We start from the raw sequence: 20,542 nt of genomic DNA on the forward strand, positions 1-20,542 counted from the left end.
ACCAGGTTGGCAAAAACTAAAAGTTGACAATGCCGGTGTGCTTGCCTATATCGGGCCTGTCGATATTTTGCTTGCTGAGCTTTGGTTACCGCGCGTTTTATGAGCGCGCCCTGAACGAACCTTCATTTCAAAATTCGCTACCACCATCCGCAGCGCTTCGGCACTGTGGTTACTCAATACTGCTATGAAAGGGTTCATCATGATCACCGGCACAGTAAAATGGTTTAATTCCACCAAGGGCTTCGGCTTCATCCAGCCTGACAACGGCGACGCTGACGCGTTCGTTCACATCTCTGCCGTCGAGCGCGCCGGAATGCGCGAAATCGTCGAAGGCCAGAAGATCGGCTTCGACCTCGAGCGCGACAAGAAGTCGGGCAAGATGTCTGCTTGCAACCTGCAGGCTGTATAATCGGAAACTGCTTTCCTTTGACCACGGATGTACCGGCACTGTCGAAAGCAAGTTTACCCAGGGAGGTCAGGCTGATTGCCTGGCCTTTTTTTGTTGCTATCCATCGGATCGCCGTTAGGCCTATCTTGATTACTGGCTGGCAAGACCGCGCCAAAACATCGGGATGAGCTATGAATGATGCGAAGACTGTGACTGGTTCGAACAATCCATCATCGCTGGAGCCGCTGGGCTGGTCTGATTTTTTCAGCACGCAGGTCATGCCGGACGAAATGGATCTGGCGCCCCGGCGCATCTCTTCCGTTCATCGTGCACGCCTGGAAGCGATCAATGCGCATGGCCCGGTGGAGCTTGAAATCGGTTCGAACGTCAACACCGCAGACTTCGCCGTGGGCGACTGGGTTCTGGCCGATCCGTTCACGCAGATGCTGGTCCGCCGCCTCGACCGCAAGACGGTCCTCCAGCGTCGCACCGAACTCAAGCATGGCCAGCAACTGGCCGCCGCCAATGTCGATACGCTGTTCATTGCCACCTCGTGCAACGCCGATTTCAATCCGGCACGGCTTGAACGTTATCTGATCATGGCCCACCAGGCCGGCACGGTGCCGGTGATCGTGCTGACCAAGGCCGACACCGTTGCCGACGCCGAAACGTATGCGCAGCAGGCCAGGGCCCTGCAGCGCGATTTGTCCGTCGTCGTGCTCAATGCCAAATCGGCAGATGCGATCGCAGCGTTGAAGCCATGGTGCGGCACCGGTCAGACGGTTGCGCTGGTTGGCTCTTCCGGCGTTGGTAAATCGACGCTGGTCAACACGCTCGCCGGATCCGACGGCCTGCAGAAGACCGGTGGCATCCGCGAATATGATGCGCAAGGCCGGCACACCACCACGGCGCGCTCGCTGCATGCCATTGCCGGAGGCGGTTGGGTGATCGATACACCCGGTATCCGCACCCTTTATGTCAGCGATATTTCCGATGGCCTGGAAGCCCTGTTCGGCGACATCACCGATCTGGCGGAGGCGTGCCGCTTTCGCGATTGCACCCATGTCCACGAGCCGGGTTGCGCCGTCCAGGCGGCGGTGAAGACCGGCACGCTTGACGCGGACCGTCTGGAGCGCTGGCGCGGATTGCTGGAGGAAAGCCGCAGCCGCACACCGGTGCAGACAGGCCCGCGCGGCAACAAGAGTGTTCGCAAGAACAAATACTGACACATTCAGCAATTGGCGCCTTCGTTGAAGACGCCACATGACGGATGATGAAAGCGGGCGGGCACAAGCTGCGCCCGCCAAGTCATCATCCTTGAAACGACGCAGCCTCTTCCCACATAGAGAACACGTCAAGGCGGCCGTCTGCGCAGAGAGCGCAGACAGATTGGGCCGACCCGTTCCTCACGATTCAACACGATTTAACCGGCTTCGGCGTCCCGCCAAAGTCCGCACGAACGGAGACATCCATGTCCGAAAAGAACACAAACTCTGCATCCGAGCAGAAACCCTATGAGCCGATCGCCTTTGCCAAGAAACATCGCATTTCTGTGGAAGATGCCAAGGCGATCATCGAGAAACACGGTGCCGATCGCAAGTCGGCCGACAAGGAAGGTCGGCGCGTCAGCGTCTGATCTTGGAAACCGTCTCCGCGCCGGCCTTGCCGCCGCGGAGACGATCCAGGCTGTAATGTAAGCAATGAATGACTGATGACTCGGGCCGATTCATTTGGCCGGCAGTCCGTCGCAGCACCAGTCAAGCTTCGCTGCCGACAATTCGGCTGGCTGTTTCTGCCGCCAGGCACCGAAACCTCGTCTCAGGCGCGACCACCAGCTTTCCCGGTAAGCCTGATAGAAGGCCTCTTCCTCGAGGCGGGGGTTGCGCGCATGACGCGCCCGCGCGGCTTCGAAGGCCATTGCCGCATAGATCTCGACCATGATGGATCTCCTCTTTCTTCAATCCATCTCCTCATCTATCCGCTAAATTTAGCTCCATAAACACGCAGGAATGCGCTATGTCTTTCATCCATGAAAAACATAGCCTGGGATTCCTATCAGCTTTTCCTGCACGTCGCCCGGCTGGGTGGTCTGACCGGAGCGGCGTCGGCCAGCGGGCTGAGCCCTGCCACGATCGGGCGTCGCATGGTCGCGCTGGAGGAGGAACTGGGCCGCGCGCTGTTTCACCGCAGCCAGACCGGCTACACCTTGACCGGCGACGGCAGGGCCTTGCTCGATCATCTGGGCGAGCTGGAAGCGGCATCGCGCAAAGTCGACATCTGGCGTCGGGGGCAGGCATCCGATGCCCTGGTGCGGATTGCGGTCGGCACCTGGAATGGCTGGCTGCTGGCGGAGAACTTTCCGGCCATTCGCCAGGAGCGCGACGCTTTTCGCATCGATCTCTTTATCGGCGAGCAGCGTGCAAGCCTGGCGCACCGGGAAAGCGACATCGGCATGCGTGCCTTTGAGCCGGAGGAACTCAACCTTGCGGCCTTGCTTGCCGGGGAGGTCGCTTATGCACCCTACCGCGCCCGCAACACCTTCGATGCCGGACCTGAACGCTGGCTGGCGGTCGATCGGGAAAACGCCATTTCGGCCTATCTGCGCTGGCCGCATGAGCAGGCGCCGGACCGGATCATCGCCACCGTCAATCGGCCGCGCTCGCTCAGGGATCTGGCGCTGGCGGGTGCGGGCGTCGCCGTGCTGCCGTGTTTTGTCGGCGATCTCGAGCCGCGGCTGCAGAGGGCGGGTGACGAGATTGTCGAACTGCGCCATCGCCAGTGGATCGTGATGAACAATGATGATCGCCATCGCACCGAGATCCGCGTGGTTGTCGATCGCATGATGGGCCTGTTCAAGGCGCATCGGGAACTATTCGACGGGACGAGGTTCCGGCTGGGCGGTTGACCGCAGGGCGTCGGCTTGGGCCTGGCTCAGCGGCGGTCCGACATTGTGGATATGATGGGCGAGGCTCAAGGCATCGAACATGTCCGTCTGCGCCTGATGGAGCGTGACGCCGGTGCTGAAGAAGGTCTCGATGTCGAGGGCCGGCTGGAAAACCAGCAGCATGCGAGCCTTGTCCGTCAGGTTGCGGAAGCTGTGGGGCACCATGCGCGGTCCGAAGATGGAGCAGCCTGCTGTCGCATGAAACAGCTGGTCGCCCAGCTGGAACAGAAACTCCCCTTCCAGCACCATGAACCATTCATCCTGCAGGGCGTGATAGTGCAGCGGCGGACCGCCGCAGCTGTCGCGGAACGTATCAATGATGCACAGGGCACCGTCGGTATCGCGGGCGGAAACCTTGCAGTCGAAGCGACCGTTGAGAAAACGCACCGGCTTGTCGAAGCGATCGCGGCCAAAGCCGATCATGCCCGGTCGATCCTGCATATTCATCGTCTCGGCTCCGCAGCGAGAGAGCATTCCATGCAATCTTGCAAAAGTAACGCGGAACTAGGGGGCCGTCAAAGCAGGGCCGTCAAAAGCGGGGCCGTGGTGACGAATGGTAAAAAGCCCGCACAACGACCGTCGCTCCTCCCCCGAGGCGATCCTTGTGCGGGCAGCCGTTCCGGAGGTCAGGGCCGGACGGTAGGCGGTAAGCGGGCGGCGGTAGCCGGTTGTCGGATCAGGCGGCGTGGGTGCCCTGGGTGACAATCACCGGGATCAGCAGGTCGCCCCAGTTGCCATCGCCGCCGTGATGGCGGGCGGAGCGTACCAGTTCGACCGATACGCCGGCATCGACGGCCTTCATGATGGAATGGTTCAGGCGGTGCAGGTCATTGGCCAGCATGCGGATCATCGCCTGCTGATCGGTGCTCATGGCCGATGACTGTTCTTCTGCGCGTTCTTTGACTCGTGTCTGCGGGGTCATGGTGTTTCTCCTCTTGTATCCGGGGTTGTTGAATGGGTGGTCGTGGTTTTAGGCCCCTCCCAAACCCTCCCCACAAAGGGGGAGGGCTTAATCCGGAATGTCGGTCTTGCCAGCATCGGGCTCAAGGCGTCTGTTCGAGCAGATCGATCACTGCGGTCTCCGGCCCCTCCCCCTTGTGGGGAGGGGGTGGGGAGGGGTTTATTTATTCCGCCGCCGGGCGGAACTGGTCGTGTTCGGTGGATTCGCCCATCGCGGTCGTCGAGGACTGGCCGCCGGAAATCGCCAGCGATACCGCATCGAAATAGCCGGTGCCGACTTCGCGCTGGTGCTTGGTCGCGGTGTAGCCGTTGACCTCGGCGGCAAATTCCGCCTGCTGCAGCTCGGAATAGGCCGACATCTGGCGATCCTTGTAGCCGCGAGCCAGTTCGAACATGCCGTAGTTCAGCTGATGGAAGCCGGCGAGCGTGATGAACTGGAACTTGTAGCCCATCGCGCCGAGTTCCTTCTGGTACTTGGCGATCGTCGCGTCATCCAGGTTCTTCTTCCAGTTGAACGACGGCGAGCAGTTATAGGCGAGCTTCTTGCCCGGATGCACCTTGTGCACCGCCTCGGCAAACTTGCGCGCCTGCTCGAGGTCCGGCTTGGAAGTTTCCATCCAGATCATGTCGCAATGCGGTGCATAGGCGATCGCGCGGGCAATGCACGGCTCGATGCCGTTCTTCACCTGGTAGAAGCCCTCCGCCGTGCGTCCGGCATCATAGTCAACGAATGGCCGGTCGCGCTCGTCGATATCGGACGTCAATAGCTTGGCAGCCTCGGCATCGGTGCGGGCGATGATCAGCGTCGGCGTACCCATCACATCCGCAGCCAGCCGGGCCGCGGAAAGGTTGCGGATATGCGCCTGGGTCGGGATCAGAACTTTGCCGCCTAGATGGCCACACTTCTTTTCCGACGCGAGCTGGTCTTCATAGTGAACGCCGGCAGCGCCTGCCTCGATAAAGGCCTTCATGATCTCGAAGGAGTTGAGCGGTCCGCCGAAACCAGCCTCGGCATCGGCGACGATCGGTGCGAACCACGTTTCGACCGAAAGGCCGTTGCCTTCCTGGGTTTCGATCTGGTCGGCGCGCTGCAGCGTCTTGTTGATGCGCTTGGCGAGTTCCGGTGCCGCATTGGCCGGATAGAGCGACTGATCGGGATACATCGAAGAGGCGGTGTTCGCGTCGGCGGCAACCTGCCAACCGGACAGATAGATCGCCTTCAGGCCGGCGCGGACCATCTGCATCGCCTGGTTGCCCGAGAGTGCGCCGAGCGCGTTGACGAAGTCTTCCTCGTGGATCAGCTTCCAAAGGCGATTGGCACCCATCTCGGCGAGCGAATGCTTGATCTCGACCGAGCCGCGCAGGCGCTTGACGTCGTCGGCTGTGTAGCTGCGCTGGATGCCGTCATAGCGGCCCTTCGGTGCGTTCGGAACGAGATTGTAAAAATCAGTCATTGTATTTTTCCTTCCACTCCTCGATGCAAGATCTTGATCGAATTGTCTCGCTGTTGATGTGACTAGATTTACATCGCGCCGCACAAATAGGCTAGAAAAAACATGAAATCAACGCGTTGAAAGAGGTTACGATGTCTTGTCTTTGACAAAGCGGCAGTGTAAAATTGTAAATTATGTAAACATTGATCGGACTGAAGATTTGTCGGATATTGTAAAAGGGCTGTCGAATGGCTGAAAACAAGATCTTTGCCGGCCCGCGTGTCCGCCGTATCCGCAATGGTCTGGGGCTGACTCAGACGGCCATGGCCGAGGCACTGGAAATCTCGCCGTCCTATCTCAATCTGATCGAGCGTAACCAGCGCCCGCTGACGGTCCAGCTGCTGTTGAAGCTGGCATCCGTCTACAAGGTCGATCTGGACGAGCTGCAGGGCGAGGCGGGGGGCACGGCGAGCCAGCTGCGCGAGGTCTTCGCCGATCCGCTCCTGTCCGGCGAGTTGCCCGGCGACCAGGAGCTGATCGAGATCGCCGGAGCGGCGCCCAACGCGGCAAACGGCATCGTCAAGCTTTACCGCGCCTACCGCGAGCAGGCGGCGCGGCTTTCCGACCTCGCCGACCTTCTGGCCCGCGAGGGACACGAGACCTCGCTGTCGGGCGCCAGGCTGCCGACCGATGAAGTGCGCGAGGTGATCGAGAGGCGCGCAAACTTTCACGCCCGCATCGAGGATTCAGCCGAGGCATTTCACGCGGCGCTCGGATTGGTCGCCGGCGATGATCTCGCGGTCGCCCTCAAGGCCTGGCTGCGAAACAAGCATGGCATTGTCGTACGTGCCTTGCCGGTGCAGGCCATGCCGTCCTTGCGCCGGCGCTACGACCGCCACTCCATGCGGCTGTTTTTGTCCGAGCGCCTGTCGGCTTTCGACCAATTGCGCGAGGTGGCGATGGAAGTCTGCCTGCTGGCGTTGAATGACGAGATCCAGACGACGCTGGATGAACTGGCCCTGACGTCCGGCGAGGCGAGACGTCTCGGCCGTTTCGAACTGGCGCGTTATGCGGCCCATGCGTTGATGATGCCTTACAGTGCCTTCCTGTCGGCGGCCCAGCGCGCCCGCTATGATGTCGATGTGCTGCGCGCCCGCTTCAATGTATCGTTCGAGCAGGCGGCCAATCGCCTGACCATGCTGCAGCGGCCGGGCGCGCAGGGCGTGCCGTTTTTCCTGCTCGAGGTGGACAATGCCGGCAACCGCTTCCGCCGCAGCGGCGCGCAGGGCTTTCCCCAGGCGAAATTCGGCGGCCTCTGTCCCAAGCTCAACATTCATGTCGCCTTTGCCCAGCCGGCCCAGCTTCTGGTCGATCACGTCCAGATGCCGGATGGCGCAGGCTTTTTGACCGTTTCGCGCACGCTGGAGGGCCCGCAGGCGGGTTTCGGCGAACGCGTAAGGCGCACTGCTGTGCTGATCGGCTGCGACATCGCGCAGGCGGATGAAGTGATTTATGCGGATGCCGTCCGCGCGCCGGCGGTTGCGCCCGTTCCGATCGGTACGGCCTGTCGGTTGTGCGAGCGTTCCGGCTGTCTGTCGCGTGCCGAGCCGCCTCTGACGCGCCCGCTCGGGCTCGATGAAATGGTCACGGGATTGAGCGCCTTCGATTTCCAGTAATTCCGGGCGGGCCCAATTTTGCCTTAGCAGCGGCGAAGAATTTCGCTTGTCGCCCGTCCAATTCCTTTCTAGTCTCTTAAAAAAACAACGGGAATGGCATGCGGGACCCTCGGTCTCCAGGCTCGAACAGGAGAAAAAATGAAGGCTCATTTCATTCGTACGGCGTCGGTGGCCCTCGCGACGATCTTCATCGCATCGGCTGTCCAGGCGCAGGAGCGTGTCGTCCACGTCTACAACTGGTCGGATTACATCGATGAGTCCGTCCTTGAGGATTTCACCAAGGAAACCGGGATCAAGGTCGTCTATGACGTCTTCGATTCGAACGAATTGCTGGAGACCAAGCTGCTGGCCGGCGGCTCCGGTTATGATGTCGTCGTGCCGACCGGTCCGTTCCTGGCCCGCCAGATCACAGCCGGCGTTTTCCAGAAGCTCGACAAGGCGAAGCTGCCGAACCTTTCCAACATGTGGCCGGATATTTCCGAGCGCCTGGCAAAATACGATCCCGGCAACGAATATGCCGTCAACTACATGTGGGGCACCACCGGCATCGGCTACAATACCGCCAAGCTCAAGGAAGCGCTGGGCGCCGACTTCAAGGTCGACAGCTGGGATGCGATCTTCAAGCCGGAAAATGCTGAAAAGCTGAAGGCCTGTGGCATCAACATTCTCGACGCCTCGGACGAGACCTTCGCGATCTCGATGAACTACATTGGCAAGGACCCGGACAGCAAGGAGACCGCGGATCTCGAAGCCGGTGGCGCGGTCTACTCCCAGATCCGCCCATTCGTAAAGACCTTCAACTCGTCCTCCTATATCGATGATCTCGCCAATGGCGACATCTGCCTGACGATCGGCTGGTCTGGCGACATCCTCCAGGCCAAGGCGCGTGCCGAAGAAGCCAAGAATGGCGTCGAGATCGAATATGTGATCCCGAAGGAAGGCACCTATATGTGGTTCGACAATCTGGCGATCCCGGCGGATGCCAAGAATGTCGCAGAGGCCCATGAATTCATCAATTATCTGATGAAGCCGGACGTGATCGCCAAGGCATCCAACTATGTCCAGTACGCCAACGGCAACCTTGCCTCGCAGGCATTGCTCGATGAGGCGGTGATCAAGAACCCGTCCGTCTATCCGACTGAAGAGACCGTCAAGAAGCTCTTCACCATCTCGCCCTACGGGCCGAAGGAGCAGCGGGTGCTCAACCGGGTCTGGACCCAGATCAAGACCGGCAGCTAACGGTCAGAAACATCAGCCGGGCGCCTCAATCGCCCGGCTTTTTCTTGTGGGGCCGGAACTTCAAGCAAGCACAACAAGCAAGAGCAACAAAACAGTCGGGATCGGGCGATGGCGAAATCTCTGGGGCCAGTAAAGCGTAAATTCTCACCATGGACCGATCCGGACGCGGTTCCCTTCATCCGCTTCGAAAATGTCACGAAACGCTTCGGTGATTTTGTTGCGGTCGACAATCTGACGCTCGACATCTACGAGCGCGAGTTTTTCTCGCTGCTGGGGCCGTCGGGATGTGGCAAGACGACGCTGATGCGCATGCTGGCCGGCTTCGAGCAGCCGACCTCTGGCCGCATCCTGCTGCAGGGCAAGGACCTGTCGGGTACGCCGCCATACAAGCGCCCGACCAACATGATGTTCCAGTCCTACGCGCTCTTCCCGCACATGACGGTCGAAAAGAACATCGCCTTCGGCCTTGAACAGGACAGCCTGCCCAAGGGTGAGATCGACGCGCGCGTCGCCGAAATGCTGAAGCTGGTCAAGCTCGACCAGTTTGCCAAGCGCAAGCCGAACCAGTTGTCCGGTGGCCAGCGCCAGCGCGTGGCGCTGGCCCGTTCGCTTGCCAAGCGCCCCAAGGTCCTGCTCCTCGACGAGCCGCTCGGCGCGCTTGACCGCAAGCTGCGCGAGGAAACCCAGTTCGAGCTGATGGACATCCAGACCAAGCTCGGCCTGACCTTCCTCATCGTCACCCATGACCAGGAAGAGGCGATGACGGTATCCGATCGCATTGCCGTCATGGACAAGGGTTGCCTCATCCAGGTCGCAACCCCGGCCGAGATCTACGAAGCGCCCAACAGCCGATATGTCGCCGACTTCATCGGTGACATCAACATTCTCGAAGGCAAGCTGGTCAGCCGCGATGCGACAACCGGTACCGATATCGTCAAGGTCGATTGCGAAGGCATAACCGTTGCCGTGGAGCAGAACTGCGCGGCATCCCCCGGCAATTCGGTCGCCTTCGCCATCCGGCCTGAAAAGGTGCGCATCTCGCTCGATCAGCCGGTCGATATCTCGAGCAATGCCCTGCATGGCGAAGTCTGGGACATCGGCTATCTCGGCGATTTTTCCGTTTTCATCGTCAAGCTGGATGACGGCCGCATGTTCCGTGCAGCCCAGGCCAATGTCGCGCGCCTTGTCGACCGGCCGATCACCTTCGGCGACATGGTGTGGCTGTCCTGGTCGGCGGATGCCGGCCTTGTCCTAACCCGCTGAGGAGGCGACCATGGCCGAACCAGTCTCGACAAGCAAATCCGATCCGGCCCGCTGGCTGGTCGTCGTCATTCCCTATCTCTGGATGGTGCTGTTCTTCGTTGCACCCTTCCTGATCATCGTGAAGATCTCGCTGTCGGACACGGCAATCGCCATGCCGCCCTACACGCCGGTCTTCGAAGGCCTTGCCTCGATCCGCGACTATCTCTCGCAGCTGGATTTCGAGAACTATTTCTTCCTGCTCGAAGACCCGCTCTACATGAACGCCTACCTGTCCTCGCTGCGGATCGCGACGATCTCGACGCTTCTTCTGCTGTTGATCGGCTATCCCATGGCACTGGCCATGGCGCGCGCCTCCGTCACCATCCGCCCGACATTGCTGATGCTGGTCATCCTGCCGTTCTGGACGTCGTTCCTGATCCGCGTTTATGCCTGGATCGGCATCCTGAAGCCGGAGGGGCTTTTGACCATCGTGCTGCATTCGCTCGGCCTGATGGATCCGAACGATCAGGTGCAGATCTTCCGCACCGAGACCGCCGTCTTCATCGGCATCGTCTATTCCTATCTGCCTTTCATGGTCCTGCCGCTCTATTCGGCGCTGGAAAAGCTCGACGGAACGCTGCTTGAGGCGGCAAGCGATCTCGGCTGCCCGCCTTGGAAAGCGTTCTGGAAGATCACCTTCCCGCTATCCATCCCGGGTGTGATCGCCGGTTCGATGATCTGCTTCATCCCGATCACCGGCGAATTCGTCATCCCGGATCTGCTCGGTGGCGCCGAGACACTGATGATCGGCAAGACGCTGTGGACGGAATTCTTCGGCAATCGTGACTGGCCGCTCGCCTCCGCCGTGGCCGTCGTTCTGCTCCTGATGCTGGTCGTGCCGATCGCGATCTTCCAGAACCAGCAGCAGAAAGCCTGAGGGGAGGGTGCCAAGATGAAATCGGGTAAATTCGACGCGACGGTCCTGACCCTCGGCTTCGCCTTCCTCTACATTCCGATCCTGATCCTGGTGATCTACTCGTTCAACGATTCCAAGCTCGTCACCGTCTGGGGCGGCTTCTCGCTGAAATGGTATCGCGAGATGTGGTCGAATGCCGGGCTGATGGATGCCGCCTGGGTGACGCTCAGGGTGGGGTTGCTAAGCGCATCGCTCGGCACGATCCTGGGCACGCTGACCGCGCTCGCCCTGGTGCGCTACGGCCGTTTTCCCGGCCGCCTGCTGTTTTCCGGCATGGTCTATGCGCCGCTGGTCATGCCGGAAGTAATCACCGGCCTGTCGCTGCTTCTGCTGTTTGTCGCCGTCGGCGTCGATCGCGGCCTGGTCACGGTGATCATCGCCCATACGACATTCACCATGTGCTACGTGGCGATCGTCGTGCAGTCGCGATTGCTCACCTTCGACACCAGCCTGGAGGAAGCCGCCCAGGATCTCGGCTGCCCGCCGGTCAAGACCTTCTTCAAGATCACCCTGCCGCTGATCCTGCCGGCCGTCATTTCCGGCTGGATGCTGGCCTTTACCCTGTCGCTCGACGACCTCGTGATCGCGAGCTTCACCACTGGCCCGGGCGCAACGACGCTGCCGATCAAGATCTATTCGCAGGTGCGCCTCGGCGTGACGCCGGAAATCAATGCCGTCTGCACCATTCTGATCGGCATCGTCACCATCGGCGTCATCATCGCGTCCCTTACCACCAAGCAAAGGGAACTGCAGCGCCAGCGCGATGAGCATGTCGCGGCGCGGGCAACTTCATAGCCCCGGCTGACCATGCCGCCACGTCTAGTCGCGTGGCGGCAGCAGGATATAGGTGATCAGCCAAAGCGGCAGGACGATCATGGCGCCGAGCAGCATGCGCGGGGCGGCCCAGCCGAACCCGGCAATCATAGCAGCGTGGATCTCGTCGGGTGTGACGCCGAAATAGTCAAGAACGGCTCTCGGCGAGAGCCCGAAAAACGACAGGAACGAGCCGGCAATCAGCGACGCCAGCGCGATCTTTATCAATCCCGATAGTAATCCCCGCAACGTCCGTTCCCCCAGACACGCTTGATTCGGCCTATCTTAGCGACTGCCGAAACAATGGGAAGCACTGGGCCTGATCGCTCAGGGCGCGGGACTGGCGGGCAGGCGTGGCGCGACGGAGGGCGACGGGGCATTCGTCGGCACCGGAGAAATCACCGGATCGGACCAGACGCCGCCGATGAAGAATGACAGAGACTCGTCGGCATTCGCGTCGCCATCATCAATCGGGGTCAGTTCCCCCCGCAGGGCCAGCGCCTGACGCGTGAAGGGCGCAATCCCGCTCAATGTCAGTGTTTCGCTGCTGCCGGCGATCTCGGCTTTCTCGATTTCGGCCGATCCATGATCGAAGCGCGCCGTGAGGTCGAAATGGCTGAAAGCAAAATCGGCATCGCCGGCCGCACTGAGCTGAAAATAGGCGTGCCCTTTGGCCATCGCCCGAAGACCGTCGGCATCAAAATTGCGCAACACCCCGTCATCGGCGCGAAACCGCAGCGTTCCGGACATGGTCTCGAAGCTTTGCCTGAGCCCACCAGCGTTCCCGTCTGTCTGCCCGCCGGCCTGACCACTAGCCTGACCACCGGCCTGACCACCGTTTGGCAGGCGTGCCGCCAGATCGACCGAGGCTTGTCCGGCCGGCACCGTGCCGTCCAGAGCCAGGCCATCCATCAGCCGTTCAACGTCGATGTCCTCGAGAGACACGTTGAGTTCCGCATCCTGGCCAATCGCAGAGTCCGGGCGGGAAAACCGGGCGCTCAGCGAACCGCCGAGAAACGCCGCATCGCCGATCACCAGCTTCAGGCTGTCCCCCTTGCCGATCAGGCTGGCGCCGAGACCCGTCAGTTCGAACGGTGCTAATGTCGCGGTGCGTGCCGATACCGTCACATCGAAATCGAACCAGTCGACAAAGCCCGGCAAACGGGCTTCCGCCTTGTCGTCGACATCGATTTCGAGACCGCGCAGCAATCCGGCAAGGTCGAGCCGGTCAAGCGCCAGCGTGCCGTTTACCGTCGGACGCGTCTGGTCCGGCTGCGTCAGCGCGAGGAAACCGTCGCCACTGTTGCCGTTGATCTGGAAGGACAGGTCTTCAAACCGCAGTTCCTTGGCCGCTGTGACGAGATTTGTCTTCAGTGAGGCGGTTTGCCAATCCTCGCTGCCGGCAAGACGAAGGCCGCTGAAGGCGGCAAATGCCGGGACATCCGTTGCATTGAGCTCGAGACTGCCATCGCCGAGCCGAGCCTTCATCAGGTTCGCCTTGCCCTGGAAGCGGCCGCTCAGACCTTTGACATCAACCCCGAGAACCACATCCGCCACGTCGCCGCCGATAAGCATAAGAGGTGAATCTGTCTGGATCTGCAACGTGACCGGCCGGCCCTCGAAGCTCAAGGATGCCTTGGCGTCGAAAGCGCTGGACAGCCGTGGCCAGTCGATGTCCGCTTGCAGTCCCTGGGCGACGAACTCCCGCCCTGACGCTTCGTCGGCCAGCGTGACCTCGCCATCGACGACCTGCACGCTGTCGACCGCGGCGTCCAGGCTGGGATCGATCGTCTGCTGCCCGGCATCGTTGCGGTGTGCGTCGCGCACGGCAGCGGTCAGCCTGCCCTCGTTGCTCCAATCGAGCTTGCCGTCCCTGTCGCGCTCGATTCTGATCCTCGGACGGACAAATCGAAATTCTGAGAACTGTGGTTGGCCACGGATGGCGGAGTAGAAGCCGAACGAGGCTGACAGTTCATCGATTTCTGCCAGCAATTGATCGCTGCCGCCGTCAAGCTTGTGCACGCTGACATCGGTCAGCGTCACCCGTGGCTCCGGCCAGAAGCTGATGACCGGCGGCCCGTCGATCGTCACGTCATGCCCTGTCCAGCCGCTGACCGCCGATCCGATCGCCGAGCGCACGAGGCTGCTGGAGATCAGGTGTGGCGCTGCGATGCGAAGCAGTACCGATGCGAGAATAACACCGGCGGAAACCACAATGACGAGCCGTAGCAACCGGCGCCGGCGCCGACCGGGCTGTTGCCTGCTGTGCAGTTTTTTGCTCATCCGGATTTCGGACATTCAAGATCCTTCAGGCGGTGGCGCGTCCAGCCGTGATTGCCTAGTCTCGCCCGATACAGGAATTGGCGGAGCCGTGCAAACAGCAGGGCCGGTCATCCTTTATATTGCGATGCGGTATGATATACACATCGACCATGTGAGGAGGATTGCATGACAGATACTATGCCCCTTTGGACGCCGTCGGAAGCCTTCAAGGCATCGGCCCCCATGACGGATTTCATCACCTGGTGCGGTCACCGCAGCGGCAAGGCCTTCGATGGCTATGACGCGTTCTACGATTGGTCGATCAGCCAGCGTGGCCCCTTCTGGTCGGCAGTCTGGGACTATTGCGAGGTCAAGGGCGACAAGGGCGCTGTCGACCTGCTTGACGGCGATGTCATGCTCAAGGCGAGGTTCTTCCCCGAAGCCCGGCTGAATTTCGCCGAGAACCTGCTGGCAAAGGCCGGCGAGGGCGATGCGCTGATTTTCCGGGGAGAGGACAAGGTCTCCGAGCGTTGGAGCTGGCAGCGCCTGACCGCGACAGTATCCCGGCTGCAGCAGGCCTTGCGCGATTTTGGCATTTCCGAGGGCGATCGGGTTGCTGCCATGATGCCGAACATGCCGGAGACGATCGCGCTGATGCTGGCAGCAGCATCGATCGGCGCGATCTGGTCGTCCTGCTCGCCGGATTTCGGCGAACTGGGCGTGCTCGACCGTTTCGGCCAGATCGAGCCGAAGCTGTTCATCGCCTGCGACGGCTACTGGTACAATGGCAAGCGTCAGGACGTGGCTGACAAGGTCAAGGCCGTGGCTGTAAAGCTGGCAGTGCCGGTCCTGATTGTGCCTTATGCGGGCGACGCGCCGGCCCTGGTCGCATCGCTTTCCGATGGTCGCACGCTCGACCAGTTCATGGCAGCTTATGCCGTCAAGGACATCGACTACCTCCGTCTGCCGTTTTCCCACCCGCTTTATATCCTGTTTTCCTCGGGAACCACCGGCGTGCCCAAATGCATCGTGCATTCCGCCGGCGGCACGCTTTTGCAGCATCTGAAGGAGCAGCGCTTCCATTGCGGACTTTCTGCGGGCGACCGGCTGTTCTATTTCACCACCTGCGGCTGGATGATGTGGAACTGGCTGGTGTCTGGCCTTGCCTGCGGCGCAACGCTCTGCCTCTACGACGGTTCGCCCTTCCATCCGGACGGCAATGTCCTGTTCGACTATGCGGCGCAGGAGAAATTTGCCGTTTTCGGCACGTCGGCGAAATACATCGATGCCGTTCGCAAGGGTGGTTTCACGCCGAAGACCACCCACGATCTGTCCGGCCTGCGCCTGATGACATCGACCGGCTCGCCATTGTCGCCGGAGGGTTTCTCCTTCGTCTACGACGGTATTCGCAACGACGTGCAGCTCGCCTCGATTTCCGGCGGCACTGACATCGTCTCCTGCTTCGTGCTCGGCAACCCGCTCAAACCCGTCTGGCGCGGTGAGATCCAGGGGCCGGGCCTCGGCCTCGCCGTCGATGTCTGGGATGACGAGGGCAGGCCTGTGCGTGGGGAAAAGGGCGAACTTGTCTGTACCAGGGCCTTTCCATCAATGCCGGTGATGTTCTGGAACGATCCGGACGGTGCCAAGTATCATGCCGCCTATTTCGACCGTTTCGACAATGTCTGGTGCCATGGCGATTTCGCCGAATGGACCGAGCACGGCGGACTGGTCATTCACGGTCGTTCCGATGCGACGCTCAATCCCGGCGGCGTGCGCATCGGCACGGCCGAGATCTACAACCAGGTCGAGCAGCTCGACGAGGTGGTCGAGGCGATCTGCATCGGCCAGGATTGGGACGACGACGTGCGCGTCATTCTCTTCGTCCGCCTGGCGGCTGGGCTCAGCCTTGACGAGGCGTTGGACAAGAAGATCAAGACCAAGATCCGGACCGGCGCCTCGCCTCGCCATGTGCCCGCGAAGATCATCCAGGTGGCGGATATCCCGCGGACCAAGTCGGGCAAGATTGTCGAGCTTGCCGTGCGTGAAGTCGTGCACAACCGGCCAGTGAAGAACAAGGAAGCGTTGGCCAACCCGGAGGCTCTTGATCTCTTTGCCAACCTGGCTGACCTGAAGAATTGACCGGTTCTGGTGCGCCTGACGTCCCTAGCCGGCATGAGCCCCCTATTTCTGGGGTAGTGGCACGGCGCCATGCGTTAGGGATCTGTTAAGGGGCAGTTGGCATAGATGGGTCCAACTTGGAGACGCACGATGACTGTGCGGTGTGGCCCTGATCGGGGTCTGAAAACATGATGTTGATAGCCTTCTATCTCCGGTTCAACAGCATCAATTCCTGGGCGGCATTGGCCGCCCTTTTTTTATGCCGGGACAGACCGGCCGGTCGGCCCGTCAGTTGCCCGCGTCGAGCGAGCGCGACACCATGATCACCGGGATCAACCCAGCCAGGATGATGATCAGGGCGGCAACGGAGCTGTCTTGTGCCATGCCGCGCGAGGCATCCTCGTAGACGAGTGTTGCAAGCGTGTTGAAATTGAACGGCCTGAGCAGGATCGTTGCCGACAACTCCTTGAGTGTCTCGATAAAGACCAGAAGTGCCGCCGTGAGCACGGCTGGCCGCAGATTGGGCAGCAGCACCTCGCGCAAGGTCTGCAGACCCGAGCGACCCAGCGTGCGCGACGCCATGTCTAGATGCGGCGAAAGCTTCTGGAAGCCGGCGTCCATCGTTCCCTCCGCCATGGTCAGGAACCGCACCGTATAGGCGTAGACGATGGCAAACCCGGTGCCGGACAGAAGTAGCCCGGTGGAAATGCCGAGATGCGAGCGCAGCAAGCCGTCGACCGCATTGTCGAGCCCCGCAAGCGGGATCAGAACGCCGATGCCAAGCACGGTGCCGGGAATGCCGTAGCCGAGTGCGGCAAGCCGGCTTGCCCCGGTCGCCAGCCGCGATCGGTCGGTGCGGGCGGCGTAGGACAGGACGAAGGCAAGCGTGACCGTGAGGACCGCCGCGGAAGAGGAAACGAGCGCCGAATTCCACAGGGCCTTGAGCAGTCTGGGCTCGAGGAAGCCGTCGAGACGCCGCAGCGCAAAGCCGCCCATGACGACAACTGGAATGACGAAGCCGACCAGGATCGGAACGGCGCAAAACAGAGCCGCCATGAGCCCGCGTGCACCGACAAGCCTCAGTCTCACCGCATCGGCAACGATGGCCGTGGTTTTATGGCTGGCAAAGCGCTGCCGTTTGCGGGCCTGGCGCTCTACCAGCAGCAGCAGGGCGACGAAGATCAGCATGACACAGGCGATCTGTGCGGCGCCCGCCAGACTGCCGCGGTTGAGCCAGGTGTCGAAGATCGAAAACGTCAGCGTCTGCACGCCGAGATATTCCACCGCCCCGATATCGTTCAGCGTTTCCATCATCACCAGGGTCAGCCCGATCATGATCGCCGGCCGCGCCATCGGGATCTGCACCTTGGCAAACACCCGCAATGGTCCCGCGCCCAGCGTCCGGGCGACATCGGCCGCGGCACGCCCCTGCATCAGGAACATCGAGCGGCAGGCGAGATAGACATAAGGGTAGAGTACCGCAGACATCACGAGCACCGCGCCGCCCAGCGAGCGAATGTCGAAGAAACTGTAGTCCCGCGCGGTCCTGAAGCCGAAGATCGTACGATAGAGCGTCTGCACCGGCCCGGTGAAGTCGAGAAACTCCCCGAAGGCATAGGCCGCCAGATAGGATGGAATGGCAAGCGGCAGCACAAGGGCTGGCGACAGCCAGCGGCGAAACGGAAAGTCGCAGGCCGCGACCAGCCAGGCTGTGCCGATGCCGAAGAGAGCGGTCACGGCGCCGGTCAGTGCCAGCAGCCATAGGGTCTGCAAGCCGGCGCGCGGAACCACGTTCATCAGCATATGCTGCCAGTTCTCGCCATCGCCCGAAAAGCCGATGACGAAGATCGCGGCGATCGGCATGAAGACCACGGCGGCAACGACCAGCGCCGCCTTGGTCGCAGCACCGATCCCGCTGCGGGCGGGTTTCATCTTGGGGGTGGCGATCGGGCGCACGTCAGAGGCCAATCTGTCTGTCCTTGCGAAAGCGAAACTGGGTGTTCTCTACAGCATGCAGCGCAAAAGTATGCAGCGGTTTTGCGAGAACGACATGCGCAAAACCGAGGACCAAGGCGTACTCAGCGAATCTGAAACAACGCGTCACGCTTTAGCGGAAAGACCCGACAAAGGAAACGGCCGGCTTGACCACACCGAAATCAGCTCCGGGCCGCGGCCAGGCTTTCACTGATCAGCCGAATGCCGAGCGCGCCCATGACCGCGCCGGCGACGCGGTCGACCCAGAGCTTGAAGCGCAGATAGACGGCCTGTGAGCGTCTGGCGGAAAATACGAGCGCGACGATGGCGTACCAGCCGGCCTCGATGACGAATATCGCCGGAGGCAGGATCAGCAGCGCCGCAGCAGGCGGGTTGGCCGGCATCAGGGCGGCGAATATGCTGGCATAGACCACCGCGGTTTTCGGATTGCTGATCTGGGTTGCGAAGGCGATTGCCAGGCATTGCCCGGCCGAGCGTCCTTCATAGGCGCCGGTTTCGGCATCGGCGACAGGCAGGCGTGCCCCCTGCCAGATCCGGATGCCCAGATAGACGAGATAGGCGCCGCCGAGAACCTTTAGCGTCAGATAAAGCCAGGCCACCTGCTGCAGCAGCGCGGTCAGTCCCGCGAGCGCAAGCGTTGCGAAAAGCGCACCGCCGAGACCCATGCCGATCGCCGCGGCAAGACCGTGCAGACGAGAGCGCGAGACGGAGAGGCGTGACACGAGGATGAAACTCGGCCCGGGGCTCATCGCACCGATCGCGATGGCGCCGAGAATGCTGAAAAGCGTGGCCGTCATGGTGATGGACATGGGCGCAGTCCTACTGTGGGAGGAATTGCCCAGGCGCGCGGCGGTCGGTTGATCCGCGCTCCCCGATGGGGCTCCATCTTGTTGCGCCAGTCACGCGGATGGCGAAGTATTCCCTTGATCTTGCCAGAAATGCAAGGCCGCCGGGCATGGCAGTCGGCCGAAAATGCAGTCGCTATCTGCGTCCACTGGTTGTATTGTCTTGCTCAATCTGGGGGCCGGCTACGCAGGGCCAGACCACATGGGCTTTGGTTGACAGGATCTTTTTCCCCGAGACTATATCGACTGGATCGCCGCTCTCATTCTCTTTCCATCACCGTTCACAGAGAGATGAATGCATGGATGAACTGGCATGGATTACGCAAAGTGAAGTCGGAAGTGCCGTTCAGGGCTTCGATGGCGAGGGTCGTATCTCGTTCGTCGACGGGCCGTTTGCCGGGTTCATCGAGCGCGTCCCGGTGCGGCCGGGTATCGCTCTCTATCGCTCGCGGGGCCGTTCAAGCCATGCGTGGACCCTGAAGGCGCAAGGGGATTCTCCGGCCGGCAATCTGGTTCTCGGCACCATGCTCGATGGTGCCGGCACGATCGATGCGAGCGGGAATACCAGGCAGGTCTGGCACGAGCCGGGGCGTCCTTTTCTGCTCAGCCTCGCCGAACGTGACATCGCTTATAATCTGCAGGCCGGCCAGCATTGGAGTGCAGTGACACTGCTTCTGGAACCCGATGCGTTGGAGGCGCTTGCAGTGCAGGATGGGGTTCCGCCGCTGGTGCGTGCCGTGCTGGACAATGGACGCTTGCCTGTTTCACGGGTGCTGGAAGGCAACCGTATGGTGGCCCGCTTGGCGCAGGATCTCTTGAGCCCCGTCTACATGGGAAGCATGGGCGCCCTTTGGCGCGAGAGCAGGGCGATGGAACTCCTGGCGCATCAGCTCGATCACCTGGCGGAGGGAGCGCCGATCGCTGCGGCATTCACCCCGCGCGAACTTGCCCGCGTCCGTGAAGCCCATCAGCAGCTGATAGCGCAATTGCGTTGCCCACCCAGCCTGGACGGGCTTGCCAATCAGGTGCGCTTGTCTCCGCGTCGCCTCAACCACGCCTTTCGCCAACTGTATGGCATGACCGTCTTTGGGGTTTTGCTGGACGCGCGCATGAAAACCGCCCATCGGCTGATGCGCGAGCGGTCTTATCTCCCTTTGAAGCATGTCGCCTGGATGGTAGGATACCGCCAACTTTCCAACTTCGTTACCGCCTATCGCCGCCGCTTTGGTGTGTCGCCGGGACAGCATCGGCGCATCGACTGACGTCGCTTGACGGCTTTGCGAACGGACACGCCATGGTCGGCACAAAGCATTTCGTGACAAGGACAGCTCGAAGGGCCGCGACCCGCCATAGTGCGGCTTCTCCGTTCCGTTGAATGACCGAACAAAAGTTATGCGGAGCTGCAAATGACTATGCGGCTTTGATCGGCGTGTTGATCACGTCTGCAACCTGCGGGAAACAGTGCGCCATGTCTTCCCGGCCTGCGTCCGGGAGCGCGGCACGGCAGCGAGGGCGGCATCCATCAGGTGGCTCCACCGGTACACCTCCCGGATTGGCACCCGATCGGTCTCGTGTCGGCACACCCGGCCGCTCCTGTGGAGCATTGGCGAAGGAATACCGATATGCAAGCGTTCATTCTCGCTCTTATCCT

The 20,542-nt window shown here is 61.2% G+C and carries 19 protein-coding genes and 1 riboswitch; of the genes, 11 read left to right on the top strand and 8 right to left on the bottom strand.

Annotated elements, in window-relative coordinates:
- Nucleotides 1-199: 199 nt before the first annotated feature.
- From IM739_RS06545 to IM739_RS06555, 3 genes are all read left to right on the top strand, one after another.
- Nucleotides 200-409 (top strand): cold-shock protein, encoded by a 210-nt coding sequence (locus IM739_RS06545; protein WP_007597196.1) that lies wholly within the window; start codon nucleotides 200-202, stop codon nucleotides 407-409.
- 170 nt (nucleotides 410-579) lie between these two features.
- On the top strand, nucleotides 580-1,614 hold the full coding sequence (rsgA, locus tag IM739_RS06550; protein WP_237370380.1) for a ribosome small subunit-dependent GTPase A: 1,035 nt from the start codon (nucleotides 580-582) through the stop codon (nucleotides 1,612-1,614).
- Between the two features lie 245 nt (nucleotides 1,615-1,859).
- Nucleotides 1,860-2,024: a hypothetical protein gene (locus IM739_RS06555; RefSeq protein ID WP_237370381.1), complete on the top strand. Its 165-nt coding sequence runs from the start codon at nucleotides 1,860-1,862 to the stop codon at nucleotides 2,022-2,024.
- Between the two features lie 90 nt (nucleotides 2,025-2,114).
- Here the strand turns inward: IM739_RS06555 and IM739_RS06560 are convergent, their stop codons facing one another.
- Nucleotides 2,115-2,327, bottom strand: a complete 213-nt coding sequence (locus IM739_RS06560) for a hypothetical protein (RefSeq protein WP_237370382.1) — start codon at nucleotides 2,325-2,327, stop codon at nucleotides 2,115-2,117.
- A 90-nt stretch (nucleotides 2,328-2,417) separates the two neighbouring features.
- Between IM739_RS06560 and IM739_RS06565 the strand changes: the two genes are divergently transcribed.
- Entirely contained in the window at nucleotides 2,418-3,293 is an 876-nt protein-coding gene (locus tag IM739_RS06565; RefSeq protein WP_237370383.1) for a LysR family transcriptional regulator, read from the top strand.
- Here the strand turns inward: IM739_RS06565 and IM739_RS06570 are convergent.
- From IM739_RS06570 to aceA, 3 genes are all read right to left on the bottom strand, one after another.
- Entirely contained in the window at nucleotides 3,258-3,779 is a 522-nt protein-coding gene (locus IM739_RS06570; protein ID WP_237370384.1) for a cupin domain-containing protein, read from the bottom strand. The two genes, IM739_RS06565 and IM739_RS06570, sit on opposite strands and share 36 nt — an antisense overlap.
- Before the next feature lie 229 nt (nucleotides 3,780-4,008).
- A complete protein-coding gene (locus IM739_RS06575) occupies nucleotides 4,009-4,254 on the bottom strand; it encodes an SMc00767 family acetate metabolism repressor (RefSeq protein WP_237370385.1) in 246 nt (81 codons plus the stop codon).
- A 202-nt stretch (nucleotides 4,255-4,456) separates the two neighbouring features.
- Entirely contained in the window at nucleotides 4,457-5,746 is a 1,290-nt protein-coding gene (aceA, locus tag IM739_RS06580) for an isocitrate lyase (protein WP_237370386.1), read from the bottom strand.
- Nucleotides 5,747-5,973: 227 nt separating this feature from the next.
- Between aceA and IM739_RS06585 the strand changes: the two genes are divergently transcribed.
- The 5 genes from IM739_RS06585 (at nucleotide 5,974) to IM739_RS06605 (ending at nucleotide 11,653) form a co-directional block, all read left to right on the top strand.
- Nucleotides 5,974-7,401 carry a helix-turn-helix domain-containing protein gene (locus IM739_RS06585; RefSeq protein WP_237370387.1) on the top strand — a complete coding sequence of 476 codons (1,428 nt, stop codon included), beginning with the start codon at nucleotides 5,974-5,976 and terminating at the stop codon, nucleotides 7,399-7,401.
- 138 nt (nucleotides 7,402-7,539) lie between these two features.
- Nucleotides 7,540-8,640 (top strand): polyamine ABC transporter substrate-binding protein, encoded by a 1,101-nt coding sequence (locus IM739_RS06590; RefSeq protein WP_237370388.1) that lies wholly within the window; start codon nucleotides 7,540-7,542, stop codon nucleotides 8,638-8,640.
- 108 nt (nucleotides 8,641-8,748) lie between these two features.
- Nucleotides 8,749-9,903, top strand: a complete 1,155-nt coding sequence (locus tag IM739_RS06595; RefSeq protein ID WP_237370389.1) for an ABC transporter ATP-binding protein — start codon at nucleotides 8,749-8,751, stop codon at nucleotides 9,901-9,903.
- Between the two features lie 10 nt (nucleotides 9,904-9,913).
- On the top strand, nucleotides 9,914-10,819 hold the full coding sequence (locus IM739_RS06600; protein WP_237370390.1) for an ABC transporter permease subunit: 906 nt from the start codon (nucleotides 9,914-9,916) through the stop codon (nucleotides 10,817-10,819).
- Nucleotides 10,820-10,834: 15 nt separating this feature from the next.
- The gene (locus IM739_RS06605) at nucleotides 10,835-11,653 is read left to right on the top strand and encodes an ABC transporter permease (protein WP_237370391.1); all 819 of its coding nucleotides are present in this window, start codon (nucleotides 10,835-10,837) and stop codon (nucleotides 11,651-11,653) included.
- 24 nt (nucleotides 11,654-11,677) lie between these two features.
- On the opposite strand, the gene IM739_RS06610 is transcribed toward IM739_RS06605, so the two are convergent.
- A complete protein-coding gene (locus IM739_RS06610; protein WP_237370392.1) occupies nucleotides 11,678-11,899 on the bottom strand; it encodes a DUF6460 domain-containing protein in 222 nt (73 codons plus the stop codon).
- A gap of 99 nt (nucleotides 11,900-11,998) precedes the next feature.
- Entirely contained in the window at nucleotides 11,999-13,954 is a 1,956-nt protein-coding gene (locus IM739_RS06615; RefSeq protein WP_237370393.1) for an AsmA family protein, read from the bottom strand.
- A 165-nt stretch (nucleotides 13,955-14,119) separates the two neighbouring features.
- Here IM739_RS06615 and IM739_RS06620 point away from each other — a divergent pair, with 165 nt between their 5' ends.
- Nucleotides 14,120-16,072, top strand: a complete 1,953-nt coding sequence (locus tag IM739_RS06620) for an acetoacetate--CoA ligase (protein ID WP_237370394.1) — start codon at nucleotides 14,120-14,122, stop codon at nucleotides 16,070-16,072.
- 267 nt (nucleotides 16,073-16,339) lie between these two features.
- Here IM739_RS06620 and IM739_RS06625 read toward each other — a convergent pair whose 3' ends face one another.
- Nucleotides 16,340-17,983, bottom strand: coding sequence for an ABC transporter permease (locus IM739_RS06625; protein ID WP_442981123.1), 1,644 nt, complete (start codon nucleotides 17,981-17,983; stop codon nucleotides 16,340-16,342).
- Nucleotides 17,984-18,207: 224 nt separating this feature from the next.
- Nucleotides 18,208-18,855 (bottom strand): LysE family translocator, encoded by a 648-nt coding sequence (locus tag IM739_RS06630; protein ID WP_237370395.1) that lies wholly within the window; start codon nucleotides 18,853-18,855, stop codon nucleotides 18,208-18,210.
- A gap of 20 nt (nucleotides 18,856-18,875) precedes the next feature.
- A riboswitch (ZMP/ZTP riboswitch) is annotated at nucleotides 18,876-18,959 on the bottom strand.
- A gap of 231 nt (nucleotides 18,960-19,190) precedes the next feature.
- On the opposite strand from IM739_RS06630, the gene IM739_RS06635 reads away from it, so the two are divergent.
- Nucleotides 19,191-20,153 (top strand): helix-turn-helix transcriptional regulator, encoded by a 963-nt coding sequence (locus tag IM739_RS06635; RefSeq protein ID WP_237370396.1) that lies wholly within the window; start codon nucleotides 19,191-19,193, stop codon nucleotides 20,151-20,153.
- The last annotated feature ends 389 nt before the right edge of the window (nucleotides 20,154-20,542 follow it).

It is taken from the genome of Rhizobium sp. SL42 (genome assembly GCF_021729845.1).
In the GTDB taxonomy this organism is placed as follows: domain Bacteria; phylum Pseudomonadota; class Alphaproteobacteria; order Rhizobiales; family Rhizobiaceae; genus Allorhizobium.

Excerpts from the sequence above, each read along its gene's own strand:
- IM739_RS06545 (WP_007597196.1), top strand. The coding sequence starts at position 200 with ATGATCACCGGCACAGTAAAATGGTTTAATTCCACCAAGGGCTTCGGC.
- rsgA (WP_237370380.1), top strand. The coding sequence starts at position 580 with ATGAATGATGCGAAGACTGTGACTGGTTCGAACAATCCATCATCGCTG.
- IM739_RS06555 (WP_237370381.1), top strand. The coding sequence starts at position 1,860 with ATGTCCGAAAAGAACACAAACTCTGCATCCGAGCAGAAACCCTATGAG.
- IM739_RS06560 (WP_237370382.1), bottom strand. The coding sequence starts at position 2,327 with ATGGTCGAGATCTATGCGGCAATGGCCTTCGAAGCCGCGCGGGCGCGT.
- IM739_RS06565 (WP_237370383.1), top strand. The coding sequence starts at position 2,418 with ATGAAAAACATAGCCTGGGATTCCTATCAGCTTTTCCTGCACGTCGCC.
- IM739_RS06570 (WP_237370384.1), bottom strand. The coding sequence starts at position 3,779 with ATGAATATGCAGGATCGACCGGGCATGATCGGCTTTGGCCGCGATCGC.
- IM739_RS06575 (WP_237370385.1), bottom strand. The coding sequence starts at position 4,254 with ATGACCCCGCAGACACGAGTCAAAGAACGCGCAGAAGAACAGTCATCG.
- aceA (WP_237370386.1), bottom strand. The coding sequence starts at position 5,746 with ATGACTGATTTTTACAATCTCGTTCCGAACGCACCGAAGGGCCGCTAT.
- IM739_RS06585 (WP_237370387.1), top strand. The coding sequence starts at position 5,974 with ATGGCTGAAAACAAGATCTTTGCCGGCCCGCGTGTCCGCCGTATCCGC.
- IM739_RS06590 (WP_237370388.1), top strand. The coding sequence starts at position 7,540 with ATGAAGGCTCATTTCATTCGTACGGCGTCGGTGGCCCTCGCGACGATC.
- IM739_RS06595 (WP_237370389.1), top strand. The coding sequence starts at position 8,749 with ATGGCGAAATCTCTGGGGCCAGTAAAGCGTAAATTCTCACCATGGACC.
- IM739_RS06600 (WP_237370390.1), top strand. The coding sequence starts at position 9,914 with ATGGCCGAACCAGTCTCGACAAGCAAATCCGATCCGGCCCGCTGGCTG.
- IM739_RS06605 (WP_237370391.1), top strand. The coding sequence starts at position 10,835 with ATGAAATCGGGTAAATTCGACGCGACGGTCCTGACCCTCGGCTTCGCC.
- IM739_RS06615 (WP_237370393.1), bottom strand. The coding sequence starts at position 13,954 with ATGAGCAAAAAACTGCACAGCAGGCAACAGCCCGGTCGGCGCCGGCGC.
- IM739_RS06620 (WP_237370394.1), top strand. The coding sequence starts at position 14,120 with ATGACAGATACTATGCCCCTTTGGACGCCGTCGGAAGCCTTCAAGGCA.
- IM739_RS06625 (WP_442981123.1), bottom strand. The coding sequence starts at position 17,983 with ATGAAACCCGCCCGCAGCGGGATCGGTGCTGCGACCAAGGCGGCGCTG.
- IM739_RS06630 (WP_237370395.1), bottom strand. The coding sequence starts at position 18,855 with ATGTCCATCACCATGACGGCCACGCTTTTCAGCATTCTCGGCGCCATC.
- IM739_RS06635 (WP_237370396.1), top strand. The coding sequence starts at position 19,191 with ATGGATGAACTGGCATGGATTACGCAAAGTGAAGTCGGAAGTGCCGTT.